General features: G+C 65.1%; 10 protein-coding genes. 3 read left to right on the top strand and 7 right to left on the bottom strand.

All coding sequences use genetic code 11. From position 1 onward, the window contains the following. Positions 1–66: 66 nt before the first annotated feature. Both ABIB00_RS33865 and ABIB00_RS33870 read left to right on the top strand, forming a co-directional pair. Positions 67–3,471 (top strand): acyl-[ACP]--phospholipid O-acyltransferase, encoded by a 3,405-nt coding sequence (locus tag ABIB00_RS33865; RefSeq protein ID WP_354107364.1) that lies wholly within the window; start codon positions 67–69, stop codon positions 3,469–3,471. A 47-nt stretch (positions 3,472–3,518) separates the two neighbouring features. Continuing rightward, positions 3,519–4,151 carry an esterase/lipase family protein gene (locus tag ABIB00_RS33870; protein WP_354107365.1) on the top strand — a complete coding sequence of 211 codons (633 nt, stop codon included), beginning with the start codon at positions 3,519–3,521 and terminating at the stop codon, positions 4,149–4,151. Positions 4,152–4,154: 3 nt separating this feature from the next. Here the strand turns inward: ABIB00_RS33870 and tcuB are convergent, their stop codons facing one another. Genes tcuB through ABIB00_RS33885 form a run of 3 tightly spaced genes read right to left on the bottom strand, consistent with a single transcriptional unit; the run spans position 4,155 to position 6,794 of the window. Further along, positions 4,155–5,261 (bottom strand): tricarballylate utilization 4Fe-4S protein TcuB, encoded by a 1,107-nt coding sequence (gene tcuB / locus ABIB00_RS33875; protein WP_354107366.1) that lies wholly within the window; start codon positions 5,259–5,261, stop codon positions 4,155–4,157. Next, the gene (tcuA, locus tag ABIB00_RS33880) at positions 5,248–6,639 is read right to left on the bottom strand and encodes an FAD-dependent tricarballylate dehydrogenase TcuA (protein WP_354107367.1); all 1,392 of its coding nucleotides are present in this window, start codon (positions 6,637–6,639) and stop codon (positions 5,248–5,250) included. The genes tcuB and tcuA overlap by 14 nt, the downstream gene beginning before the upstream one ends. Further along, positions 6,636–6,794 (bottom strand): hypothetical protein, encoded by a 159-nt coding sequence (locus ABIB00_RS33885; RefSeq protein ID WP_354107368.1) that lies wholly within the window; start codon positions 6,792–6,794, stop codon positions 6,636–6,638. The genes tcuA and ABIB00_RS33885 overlap by 4 nt, the downstream gene beginning before the upstream one ends. Here ABIB00_RS33885 and ABIB00_RS33890 point away from each other — a divergent pair. Beyond that, positions 6,793–7,488, top strand: coding sequence for a GntR family transcriptional regulator (locus tag ABIB00_RS33890; protein ID WP_354107369.1), 696 nt, complete (start codon positions 6,793–6,795; stop codon positions 7,486–7,488). The genes ABIB00_RS33885 and ABIB00_RS33890 overlap by 2 nt on opposite strands. Positions 7,489–7,499: 11 nt before the next feature. Here the strand turns inward: ABIB00_RS33890 and ybaK are convergent, their stop codons facing one another. From ybaK to ABIB00_RS33910, 4 genes are all read right to left on the bottom strand, one after another. Further along, positions 7,500–7,973, bottom strand: coding sequence for a Cys-tRNA(Pro) deacylase (ybaK, locus tag ABIB00_RS33895; RefSeq protein ID WP_354107370.1), 474 nt, complete (start codon positions 7,971–7,973; stop codon positions 7,500–7,502). Positions 7,974–8,112: 139 nt separating this feature from the next. After that, entirely contained in the window at positions 8,113–10,881 is a 2,769-nt protein-coding gene (gene fdhF, locus ABIB00_RS33900; protein WP_354107371.1) for a formate dehydrogenase subunit alpha, read from the bottom strand. Further along, positions 10,878–12,587 (bottom strand): NADH-ubiquinone oxidoreductase-F iron-sulfur binding region domain-containing protein, encoded by a 1,710-nt coding sequence (locus ABIB00_RS33905; RefSeq protein WP_354107372.1) that lies wholly within the window; start codon positions 12,585–12,587, stop codon positions 10,878–10,880. Before ABIB00_RS33905 ends, fdhF begins: the two co-directional genes overlap by 4 nt. 235 nt (positions 12,588–12,822) lie before the next feature. Further along, positions 12,823–13,107 (bottom strand): hypothetical protein, encoded by a 285-nt coding sequence (locus ABIB00_RS33910; protein ID WP_354107373.1) that lies wholly within the window; start codon positions 13,105–13,107, stop codon positions 12,823–12,825. Positions 13,108–13,289 lie beyond the last annotated feature (182 nt).

Below are 13,289 nucleotides of genomic sequence, written 5' to 3' on the forward strand. Positions count from 1 at the left end.
CTCCGGTCCCGATGCCCAACCAACAACGAAACAACCTCAGACAGCGTTTCCAAAACAGGACTAGTCATGATCAGGGATTTGATGTCGTCACGCCGCTTTGCGCCGCTGTTCTGGGCGCAATTCTTCTCGGCGCTGAACGACAACGTGCTCAAGAACGCACTCGTCATCATCCTGCTTTACAGTGTCGCGACCGGCCACGGAGATGCGCTGGTGACGGTCGCAGGCGCCGTCTTCATCTTCCCCTATTTCATCCTGTCCGGGCTCGGCGGGCAGCTCGCCGACAAATACGTCAAATCCGTCGTCGCGCGGCGGCTCAAATTCGCCGAGATCTTCGCCGCGGGCTTTGCCGCCGCCGGCTTCTTGCTGCATTCGGTGCCGCTGCTGTTCGCAGCGCTCGCACTGTTTGGCGTCATCGCCGCCCTGTTCGGCCCCGTGAAATATTCGATGCTGCCGGACCAGCTCGCGCTCGGCGAGCTCGCGACGGGCAACGCGCTGGTCGAAGGTGCGACCTTCATGGCGATCCTGCTCGGCACCGTCGCTGGCGGCCAGTTCGTGGCCGGCTCCGCGCATATGGGCTGGGTCGCATCGGCCGTGGTCGTGCTGGCCCTGCTGTCCTGGGCCGTCGCCTCCCGCATTCCGGCAACAACGCCCTCTGCACCCGATCTGTCCGTCAACGCCAATCCCTGGACCTCGACGCTCGGCCTGTTGAAGACGCTGCACGCCGACCACCGGCTGTGGGACGGCACCGTGATCGTCTCCTGGTTCTGGCTGGTGGGCGCCATCGTGCTCTCGCTGCTGCCGGCGCTGGTCAAGGACGTCGTCGGTGGCACCGAGGGCGTGGTAACGCTGTGTCTCGCGGTCTTCGCAATCGGCATTGCCATCGGCTCGCTGTTCGCCGCTAGCCTGAGCCACGTTCGCCCGAACCTCGCGCTGGTGCCGATCGGCGCCATCATCATGGGGTTTGCCGGCCTCGATCTCGCCTGGGCGATCGGCGCGACCAGCAAGGGTCAGGACATCGCCGCGGTCGACTTCGCGACGTCGTTCGCCGGCCTGCGCATGTTGATCGACTTCGTCGCCTTCGCATTCGGCGGCGGCTTGTTCGTCGTGCCGTCCTTCGCTGCCGTCCAGGCCTGGTCGGCACCGTCCGAGCGTGCCCGCATCATCGCCGCCGGCAATGTGCTGCAGGCCGCTTTCATGGTAGCGGGCTCGCTGTTCGTCGCGCTGCTGCAGGCGGCCGGATTGCATGTCGGCTGGATCTTCTTCGGCCTCGGCATCGCAAGCTTCGGCGCAGTCTGGTTCGTGCTGACGAAGTGGGGCAAGGAAGGCGTGCGCGATTTCGGTGGGCTGCTGTTCCGCGCACTGTTCCGCACGGAAGTCCGTGGGCTCGAGAATCTGCCGCCCGCCGGCACGCGCATGCTGATCGCGCCCAACCATGTCAGCCTGATCGACGGCCCGCTGCTGCACGCCGTGCTGCCGATCGACGCGAGCTTCGCGGTCGATACCGGCATCTCCAAGGCCTGGTGGGCCAAGCCGTTCCTGCGCGTGGTCAAGCACTACACCATGGACCCCAGCAAGCCGCTGGCCGCGCGCGACCTGATCAGGCTTGTCGCCGCCGGCGAGCCGGTCGTGATTTTCCCGGAGGGACGCATCACCGTCTCCGGGTCGCTGATGAAGGTCTATGACGGCACCGCGATGATCGCGGACAAGGCCGATGCGGTCGTCGTCCCGATCCGCATCGAAGGCGCGCAACGCTCGCATCTCAGCTATCTCAACGGCAGCCAGATCAAGCGCTCGTGGTTTCCGCGGGTGACCGTCACCATCCTGCCGCCGGTCAAGCTTCCGGTCGATCCGTCGCTGAAGGGCAAGGCGCGCCGCAACGCTGCGGGCGCAGCGCTTCAGGACGTGATGATTGACGCCATGGTGAAGAACGCCATGCTCGATCACACGCTGTTCGAAGCGCTCGGACACGCCTATCGCGACCGCGACACCGGCAAGGTCATCGTCGAGGACGCGCTCGGCACCAAGCTGACCTATCGCAAGCTGATCCTGGGCGCGCAGGTCTTGAGTCGGAAACTGGAGAGCGGCACCGCCGTCGGTGAGAATGTCGGCGTGCTGCTGCCGAATTCCGCAGGCGTCGCCGTCGTCTTCATGGCGCTGCAAAACATCGGCCGGGTGCCGGCGATGCTCAACTTCTCCGCGGGCCCGGTCAACGTGCTCGCCGCCATGAAGGCCGCGCAGGTCAAGACGGTGCTGACGTCGAAGGCCTTCATCGAGAAGGGCAAGCTCGACAAGCTGATGGCGGCGATCTCCGCGCAAGTCCGCGTCGTCTATCTCGAGGATGTCCGCGCCTCGATCGGCACGGCCGACAAGATCAAGGGCCTGCTCGCCGGCACCGCGCCGCGCGTCACGCGCCAGGCGAATGATCCGGCCGTCGTGCTGTTCACATCGGGCTCGGAAGGCACGCCCAAGGGCGTCGTGCTGTCCCACCGCAATATCCTTGCCAACGCCGCGCAGGCGCTGGCGCGGGTCGATGCCAACGCCAATGACAAGGTGTTCAACGTGCTGCCGGTGTTCCACTCCTTCGGACTGACCGGCGGAATGATAATGCCGCTGCTCGCGGGCATTCCGATCTACATGTACCCCTCGCCGCTGCACTATCGGATCGTGCCGGAGCTGATCTACCAGACCGGCGCCACGATCCTGTTCGGCACCGACACGTTCCTCACCGGCTACGCGCGCTCGGCGCATGCCTACGACTTCCGTACGCTGCGCCTGGTGATCGCCGGCGCCGAAGCGGTCAAGGATCGGACACGCCAGGTGTTCATGGAGCGCTACGGCATCCGCATCCTCGAAGGCTATGGAGTCACCGAGACCGCGCCGGTGCTGGCGATGAACACGCCGATGGCCAATCGTCCCGGCACCGTCGGCCGCCTGTCGCCGCTGATGGAAAGCCGCCTCGACCCGGTCCCCGGCATCGAGGAAGGTGGACGCCTCTCGGTGCGCGGACCGAACGTGATGCTTGGATACTTGCGGGCCGAAAATCCCGGCGTGCTCGAACCGCTCGCCGAGGGCTGGCACGACACCGGCGACATCGTGGCGATCGACGCCGCCGGCTTCATCACCATCAAGGGCCGCGCCAAGCGCTTTGCCAAGATCGCGGGCGAAATGGTCTCGCTGTCAGCGGTCGAGAGCATCGCGACGACGCTGTGGCCGCAGGCCGCATCGGTTGCCGTGTCGATCCCGGATCCGCGCAAGGGCGAGCGCATCGTGCTGCTAACGACGGAGAAGGGTGCCGAGCGTAGCGCGATGCTGGGTCAGGCAAAGACGATCGGCGCGTCCGAGCTGACCGTTCCCGCGGCGATCTTGGTGGTCGACAAAGTGCCGCTGCTCGGCACCGGCAAGACCGACTACGTCACCGCAACGACGATGGCCCGCGAGCAGGCATCCGCGCCGGAGCGCGAGGTGGCGTAGAGAGATGCACGAGGCGCCTCAATCAGGCGAGGCGCGATGGCCCGGGAGTGGTTCTGCTTCACGGCATCGCGCGAACCTCGGCATCCCTGAAACGACTTGAACGGGCGCTCCAGACGACCGGGTTCGCGACGCTGAACATCGACTACGCCAGCCGCCGCAAACCGATCACAGCGCTCGCGGACGATATCCACCCGGAGGTCGCCCGCTTCGCCGAACGTCATGCGCCGCTGCATTTCGTTGCGCATTCGATGGGCGGTCTGGTGACACGTGCCTATATCGCAAAGTACCGGCCGGACCGGCTTGCGGGCGTGGTAATGCTGGGTACGCCAAACGGCGGTAGCGAAGTCGCCGATCTCCTGCGTGGATCTCGGCTCTACCGTGCATTCTACGGCCCGGCCGGGCTCGAGCTCACCACCACGGCTGCGACCGGGTCTGACGCCCTGCCCGCCCTGGACTATCCCGTCGGCGCGATCGCGGGAAACCGCTTCATCGATCCCGCCGCAGGTCTCTTTGTTCTGCCGAAGCCGAATGACGGACGGGTCTCAGTGCAAAGCGCGATGGTGGCCGGCATGGCCGACCATGTCGTCGCGAAGGCGTCCCATACCGGACTTCCGCGTCACGTCGCCGCGATCGAACAGACGATCGCCTTCCTGCGCGACGGCCGCTTCCGCACCGTCTGAATCTCAAGAGCCGGCTTCTCCGCGCCGCTCCTGCGCATAGCGCACCAGCGCCGCGAAGCGATAGATGCCGTGCACGAACTTGCCATAGGGCATCGTGATGAACAGCGCGAATACCGCGCCCAAATGCAGCGCAAGCAGCGGCCCCATGGCGGCGGTCTCGCGCAGGAGCAGAAGCAGCATGCCGGTGAAGCCGGTCAGGAACAACATGGCGATGAAACCGACATCCATGCCGTAGCGGCTCTCGTCGAGCAACGCCGGATCGCGCCGCATCTTGGCCGCGAACAGGCCGATCGGCCCGATGATGAGACCGATGCCGCCAAGCGTACCAAGCACGACCGGCAGATCCCACCACGGATACGGAGCCTCGCGTCCCCACAAATAATGATAGAGCGTAGCCACCGACGTCGCGGCGAAGCAGAGCAGGAAACCGTAGAAAGTCAGGTGATGATACAGTTTGCGCCGGTCGGTCGGCTTCTCGTCCTCGTTGTAGCAGCCGACGCCGCCGCCGTGGAGATAGCGCAGCTCGCCTGCATCGCGGATCGCCTGGAAGATCGAGCCCCCATCGGCACGGCCGCCGATCGGCGTGCCGATGTCGCGCCAGAACGCACGCACGCTCATGACCAGCGCGAGGATCGCATAGAGGAAGGCGGCGCTGAATAATGCGGCCATCGCATTGTGCGGCATCAGTCTGTAGAACGCGCCGGGACCGCTGTGCACGCCGAACAGCACGCTGCGGTCGTTCAGGACGGCGAAGCCGAGAATGAAGGCGGCCATGCTGAGCGCGGCGATGACACTGATGACGAGGCCGTTGCGCGCGAACGCACCGGACAGCGCCTGTGGCCAGGCATAGGCGGCATAGGATTCGGCGCGCGCGATCGCCAGCGTCTGCGGGACGTTGACGTTGAATTCATGCGGCGGCGAGAACTGGCAGTCGACGTAGCACGCGCCGCAGGAATGGCAGAGATTAGCGAGATAGTTGAGGTCGCCGTCGGAGAAGGCACGGCGCATTTCCATGGCGGGAAAAACCGCGCACAGTCCCTCGCAGTAGCGGCAGGAATTGCAGACCGTCATCAGGCGGTCGGCTTCGTCGAGAATCCTAGTTCCGTGCATGTTTCGCCGCTTCCCGTCCTGCGATCCGCCCGAACACGCTGCCGATGGTCATGCCCATGCCGGCGGCATAGCCCTTGCCGAGCACGTTGCCGGCCATGATCTCACCGGCTGCGAACATGTTGGCCGACGGCTTGCCGTCCGACATAAGCATCCGCGCCTCCCTGGTCACGCGCGTGCCGAGATAGGTGAAGGTTATGCCGGGCCGCACCGGATAAGCGAGATAAGGCGGCGTCTCGATCCGCCGCGCCCAATGCGTCTTCTGCGGTGTGATGCCTTCGGTGCGGCAATCGTCCAGAACAGTATGGTCGAAGGTGCCGGGCCGCACCGCGGCATTGAACTCCGTGATGGTCTTGTCCAGCGCAACTGGATCGAGCTCGAGCTTGCCGGCGAGCTCAGCCACGGTCTGCCCGGCGATTGGCGGGAACAGTGTCGGCATGAATGAGGTGACGACGGTCGAATCGAAGATGATGTAGGCGATCTGGTCCGGCTGCGCCGCGACCAGCCGGCCCCAGATCGCGTAGCGCTTCGGCCAGATGTCCTCGCCCTCGTCGTAGAAACGCTGGGCGTGCTTGTTGACGACGATGCCGAATACGACCGAGTCGTGACGCGTGATGATGCCGCCGTCGAACTTCGGCGCGCGGGCGTCGATCGCGACCGCATGGCACTGCGTGGGGTCGCCGACCTCCTGCACGCCCTTGTCGAGCAGCATCTTCAGGATCGAACCGCGATTATAGGGCGTGCCGCGGATCAGGAAATTGTCGGCGGCCTCGCCCCAATATTGCTTCAGCCATTCGATGTTGGCCTCGAACCCGCCGGCCGCGGCGACCAGCGCCGTCGCGCGGATCTCGGTCTCGCCATTGATCGGCCGCTTGAGGCGCGCCGCGAGAAACATGCCGTCCTCGATCATGAGGTCGGTGACCTCGGCATCGTACTTGACCTCGACGCCGAGCCGCTCGGCGGTGAGATAAAGTGCGTTCAGCATCGCGCGGCCGCCACCGAGGAAGAAGGAGTTGGTGCGGCCGAGGCTCAGCGTGCCGCCAAGCGAGGGCTGCCAGCGCACGCCCTGCTCCACGATCCAGTTCAAAATGTCCTTGGATTCCCGGATCATGTGACGGGCGAGCACCTCGTCGGTCTGCCCGCCGGTGACGCGCAGCAGATCCTCCCAGAACTCTTCCTCGGTGTAGGGGCCGGTCAGGATGTCGGTGGCGGCGTCATGGGCGCAGCGCATGTTGCGGGTATGGCGGGTGTTGCCGCCGCGATAGAACTTTGGCGCGCCCTCCAGCACGAGGACGGAGGCGCCGCCACGCCGGGCGCTGATCGCCGCACACAGCGCCGCATTGCCGCCGCCGATCACCAGCACGTCGTATTTACTGCTCATGCCGCCTGCCCGATGCCGCCGAAGTTAGAGACATTCTGCCCGCCGGCGGCCTCGGTCAATCCCGGCCGCCATTGCGTACTTTTGTATACAAAGATATACGTTAACGTTGCAAGCGGCATCTCTGCATGGGCAGGATGCGCCGCGAGGGAAAACATGGCCAGACGCCCGGCAAAGGCAGGCGGATCGATCGCGCGCGGCGGCGGTGTCGCGCTGGGCGAAGCGGTGTTCCGCTCGCTCTGCGAGGCGCTGCAGGCCGGCAGCTACCGCGCCGGCGACCGCCTGCGCGAAGAGGAGGTCGCCAAGCGGCTGAAGGTCAGCCGCACGCCGGTGCGGGAGGCTCTGGGCCGGCTCGCGGCGCGCGGGTTCGTCGAACCTGCCGGCGGCCGCGGCCTCATCGTGCGCAACCTCGACATCTCCGAGGTGCTCGAACTCTACGCCATGCGCGAGATCATGGAAGGCGCCGCCGCGCGCCTGGCCGCGGAGCACGCCTCAGCGACCGAGGTCGACGCGCTTAGGGATATCGAACAGGCTTTTGTCGAAGCGTCCGCGGCCGACGCCGCCGAGATGGCAGGAGAAATGGCAAGGCTGAACCGCGCGTTCCACGAGGCGATCTGCCGCGCAGCGCGCAACCGCTATCTCGACAACGCGTCAGGCGAATTGCAGGACTGGATCGCACTGCTCGGTCCCACCACCTTCTCCGTATCGGGCCGCCCCTCGACCAGCCACGGCGAGCACCAGGCCATCATCGACGCCATCGCGGCTCGCGACGGCGACAAGTCGGAGCAGTTCGCGCGCGCACACATCCGCGAAGCGCTGCGCTGCCGGCTGAAGCTTTTGCAAAAGCAGTAACGGCGAGACGCTCAAGCTACCACATCCGCGACGACCGCCTTCAACACGACCCGCGCATCATCCGGTTTGAGCCGCACCTGCAATCCGCGCTGACCGCCGTTGATGTAGACCTGATCATGCACGAGCGCACTCTGCTCGATCACGGTGCGCACGGGCTTCCGCTGCCCGAATGGGCTGATGCCACCGACCTTGAAGCCGGTGACTCGCTCGGCTTCGAGCGGCTTCATCATTTGCGCCGACTTGCCGCTCGCAGCCGCGGCGAGCTTCTTCATCGAGACTTCGCGGTCGGACGGGACGATGACACAGACCGGCTTGCCGTCGACCAGCGCCATCAGCGTCTTCAGGACGCGCGCGGGGTCCTCGCCGAGCGCCGATGCGGCCTGGAGTCCGATGCTCTCGGCATCGGGATCGTAGTCGTAGGTGTGGACGGTGAAGGCAATGCCGGCAGCTTCAAGCGCGCGCGTGGCTGGGGTGATTTTGGACATAGATCATGCTTACCACCGTCATTGCGAGGAGCGAAGCGACGAAGCAATCCCGAGCGTTCCGGGGAAAGATCCTGGCCTACTTCGCGACGTTCGCAATGACTGTGCGGGTACGCAGAGGCGCCGCACACGCGGCGGAGCTTTACTCCGCCGCGTCGCGCATTTCCGCGCGCTCGGCCCTGGCCGCGCAGAACTTGAACTCCGGGATCTTCCCGAACGGATCGAGCGCCGGGTTGGTCAACAAATTCGCTGCCGCTTCCGCGTAGCAGAACGGCATGAAGACCATGTTCTCGGGAACGTCGCGGTCCGAGCGGACCTTGACCTCGACCGCGCCGCGGCGGGTCTCGAGCCGAATGAAATCGCCGGGCGCAAGCTTCTTCCTGTGCATGTCCTTGGGCGACATGAAGGCCACAGCCTCGGGCTCGATCTGGTCGAGCACCTGAGCGCGGCGGGTCATCGATCCGGTGTGCCAATGCTCGAGCACACGGCCGGTCGAGAGCACCATTGGGTATTCCGCGTCGGGAAGCTCGTCCGGCGGGATCACCTTGGCCGGCACGATCTTGCCGCGGCCGCTCGCCGTCGGGAAGCCCGTGGTGAAGATGATCTCGTTGCCGGGCTTGTTCGGATCGTCCGCCGGATAGGTGACGGCACCTTCACGCACCAGCCGTTCCCAGCTGATGTTCTTGAGCGACGGCATCAGCTCCGCCATCTCGGTGTAGACGTCGCCGGGACCGGCGTAATTCCAGGGCAGGCCCATGCGCTTGCCGATCTCCTGGATGATCCAGAGATCCTGCCGCGCATCGCCCGGCGGCTTGATCACCTGGCGCGCCAGCTGCACGCGGCGATCGGTGTTGGTGAAGGAGCCGTCCTTCTCCGCGAAGGCCGAGGCCGGCAGGATGACGTCGGCGTGGAAAGCGGTCTCCGTGACAAAGAGATCCTGCACGACGAGATGATCGAGCATCGCGAGTGCTCCGCGCGCATGCTGGAGATCCGGATCGGACATCGCGGGGTTCTCGCCCTCGATATACATGCCCGTGATCTCGCCGGCATGGACCGCGTTCATGATCTCGACCACGGTCAGGCCACGGACGGGATCGATCTCCTTCTGCCAGACCTTCTCGAAGTTCACGCGCAGATCGTCACGATCGACCGGCTGATAATCCGGCAGGAACATCGGGATCAGGCCGGCGTCGGAGGCACCCTGCACGTTGTTCTGGCCGCGCAGCGGATGCAGGCCGGTGCCGGGGCGGCCGACCTGGCCGGTGATCAGCGCCAGCGCAATCAGGCAGCGCGCATTGTCGGTGCCGTGGACATGCTGGCTGATGCCCATGCCCCAGAAGATGATCGACGATTTCGCTCGCGCATAGGTTCGCGCAACCTCACGCAGGGTCTGCGCAGAGATGCCGCAGATCGCCTCCATCTTCTCCGGCGTGAACTCCTTGATCTTCTCCTTGAGGTCCTCAAAACCCTCAGTGTAGCCGGCGATGTACTGGTCGTCGGTCAGCCCCTCGGTGATGATCGTGTGGATCATCGCGTTCAGCATGGCGACGTCGGAGCCCGGCTTGAACTGCAAATGCTTGGTCGCATGGCGCGACAGCGACTGCCGGCGCGGGTCCATGACGATCAGCTTTGCGCCATTCTGCTTGACCGCATTCTTGATGAAGGTTGCGGCGACCGGATGATTCACAGTCGGATTGGCGCCGATCACGATGATCACCTCGGCGTCCATCGCCGCCGAGAATGGCGCCGACACCGCGCCAGAGCTCAGGCCTTCGAACAGCGCCGCGACCGACGAGGCGTGGCACAGACGCGTGCAATGGTCGACATTGTTCGAACCGAAGCCGGTGCGCACCAGCTTCTGGAACAGATAGGCCTCCTCGTTGGAGCCCTTCGCCGAACCGAAGCCGGCCAGCGCCTTCACGCCCTTCTCGTCGCGGATCTTGACCAGGCCCTTGGCCGCGATGTCGAGCGCTTCTTCCCAGCTCGCTTCGCGGAAATGCGTGAAGGGATTGGCCGGATCAACCTGGTCGTTGGAATCCTTCTTCGCGTTCGGCAGCCGCACCAGCGGCTTGGTCAGCCGATGCGGATGGTGGATGTAGTCGAAGCCGAAGCGGCCCTTGACGCAAAGACGGTTGCGGTTGGCCGGGCCGTCACGGCCTTCGGCATAGATCACCTTCTCATCCTTGACCTCATAGGTCACCTGGCAGCCGACGCCGCAGAACGGGCAGAGCGAATCCACCTTCTTGTCCGCATAGGTGACGCGGGTCTGCTTCTCGTCCAGCATTACGGCCGGCATCAGAGCCCCGGTCGGACAGGCCTGCACGCATTCGCCGCAGGCGACGCAAGTGGACTCGCCCATGGGATCGTCGAAGTCGAAGACGATTTTCGAACCATGGTTGCGATAGGCCATGCCGATGACGTCGTTGACCTGGACCTCGCGGCAGGCACGCACGCACAGGCCGCACTGGATGCAGGCATCGAGATTGACGCGCATCGCCGGATGGCTGGCATCGGTCGCCCAACGCTCGGCGGCGGGGAAGCGGCTTTCGGTGACGCCGGTGGCCTCGGCCCAGTGCCAGAATTTGGACTCCGGATCGTGCGAGGTCTCGCGCGCCGGCTGATCGGCGACCAGCAGCTCCATGACCATTTTTTGCGCGGAAACCGCGCGCGCGCTCTCAGTCTTCACCTTCATGCCGACCGATGGCGTGCGCTTGCAGGACGCCGCAAGCACGCGCTCGCCCTCGATCTCGACCATGCAGGCGCGGCAATTGCCGTCAGGGCGATAATCCGGCGCCGGCGTATAGCACAGATGCGGAATCTCGCGACCCCCGCGTTTCGCGACCTGCCAGATCGTCTCGCCGGCGTTGGCCTCGACCTGCTTGCCGTCGAGCTCGAACGTAATCTTCGTCATTCGGCCGCTTCCTTGAACTCGTCAGGGAAATATTTGATCACGGTGGACAGCGGATTCGATGCCGCCTGACCGAGACCGCAGATCGAAGCATCGCGCATCGCCTGGCTCAATTCTTCCAGAAGGGCGCGGTTCCAGACCGGTTTCTGCATCAGCTGCACGGCCTTCTGGGTTCCGACGCGGCACGGCGTGCACTGGCCGCAGCTCTCGTCCTCGAAGAATTTCATGAGATTCAACGCGGCCGCGCGCACGCTGTCCTTTTGCGACAGGATCACGATCGCGGCTGAGCCGATGAAGCAGCCGTATTTTTCAAGCGTGCCGAAGTCGAGCGGGATGTCGTCCATCGCCGCCGGCAGGATGCCGCCGGACGCACCGCCCGGCAGGTATGCGTAGAACCGATGGCCGTCGGCCATGCCGCCGCAATATTCCTCGATCAGCTCGCGCACGGTAATGCCAGCAGGCGCGAGCTTCATGCCGGGGTTCTTGACACGGCCCGACACCGAGAAACTGCGCAGGCCGTGCCGCTCATGGCGGCCGTGGCCCTTCCACCAGTCGGCGCCCTTCTCGACGATGTCGCGCACCCACCACAACGTCTCGATGTTGTTGATCAGCGTCGGCAGGCCGAACAGGCCGACCTGGAACGGATACGGCGGTTTGTGCCTGGGCAGGCCGCGCTTGCCCTCGATGCTTTCTAGCAGCGAGGATTCCTCACCGCAGATATAGGCGCCGGCGCCGCGGCGCATGTGCAGCGTCGGGCCGCCCGGCGGGAGCTTTGCGATCTCGCACTCGATGATCTCGCGCGATGCCGGATATTCGTCGCGCAGGTAGATGTAGATATCCGAGGCCTGCACCACATGCGCACCGATCAGCATGCCCTCGAGGAAGCGATGCGGATCGCTTCCGAGATAGACGCGGTCCTTGAACGTGCCGGGCTCGCCCTCGTCGCCGTTGATCGCCATCAGCCGCGGGCCGGGCTCGCCGAGGACTGCGCGCCATTTGCGTCCAGTCGGGAAGCCGGCGCCGCCGAGACCGCGCAACGAGGCGTCGTCGAGCGCCTTCAACAGATCGTCTGTCGGCAGTTCGCCCGAGCGCAAGCGGTTGAGCAGCTTGTAGCCGCCGTCCGCAACATAGGGGTCGTAGCCGATATAATCGGGCAGATGCGCGTGGCTGTCGCCGGCCTTCGCGGCCGCCATGACATTGGCGACGGTCGCATGATCGACGAAGTTGTGGCCGACTTCCGCGGCCGGTGCGGTGTCACAACGGCCGACGCAGGGCGCACGCACCACGCGGATGCCGGGACCCGACACGTCTTGCAAATCGGCGAGCAGCTTCTCGGCCCCGAGCATCGCGCAGGTCAGCGAATCGCAGACGCGGATCGTCAGCGGCGGGATGTCAGGCTCGCCTTCCTTCACCACGTCGAAATGCGCGTAGAACGTTGCGGTCTCGAACACCTCGGCGAACGCGAGCTTCATCTCGTCGGCGAGCGCGGCGAGATGCGCGGCCGAGATCTGGCGATACTTGTCCTGGATCAGATGCAGATATTCGATCAACAGGTCGCGCCGCCGCGGCTTGTCGCCGAGCAGCTGCTCGATCTCATGGGACGCGGTGGGATCGACCTGCCGTCCCTTGGGCGTGGATTTAGCGCGCTTCCGTCCCTGGCCGGGATGTTCGAACTCGCGAACCTTGTGAACGTCGTCGTTGCTGCTCATGGAGACGTCGCGTTCTCCTCAAATGCGCGATGAGTTTAGGCCAGATCGCCAATGCGATCCGCCTTCATTTCCGACTCGATCAGCGAAACCAGTTCCCGCTGACCAAGCCAAATTCGACGCAACTCTAATCTCTGGTATGCCAGATGCAAGACAATTTAGAACGTCCCTGGAATGATTTAGGAGGCAGGCGGTCGCCCGCCTGCCCCTTTACCCAAGCGCCAGGCGGAACCCGATCTCAGGTCTTGCTCATGCACTCTTCGATGTAGAACCAACGGTCGTCGCCAGCCAGGCCCTTGGACTTTACCTCGGCGCGGCAGGCCTTAAGCTTCGGCTTGTTGGCTGCCCATTTCGCCTTCATGTCTTTCAGCTTCTGCATGCTGAGCTTGATCTTGCCAGGCGGCTTGGCATTGGTCGTCGCGGCCGGTGCCGCGGTGGCAGGCGTCGTTGCGGTTTGCGCGGACGCGGTATGAAGGCTTGCGGCCAGCAGCATGGCGGCAAGGCAGATACGAGTGCTGAGCATAAAGAATCCCCCTAGATCCCATTCTTGACTTGAAAGACGAGCGTCGGGGGGGGGGGGGGGGGCGCCCCCCCCCCCCCCCCGGGGGGGGGGGGGGGGGGGGGGCCCCCCCCGCCCCCCCCCGCGCCTCGAGTTGATGCACCAGCAGCAGCGTCGGCTCGGCGAGGCTGTCGCCGGAGCCATCG

Origin of the sequence: Bradyrhizobium sp. LB14.3, from assembly GCF_040547985.1 — a bacterium.
Classification (GTDB): Bacteria; Pseudomonadota; Alphaproteobacteria; order Rhizobiales; family Xanthobacteraceae; genus Bradyrhizobium.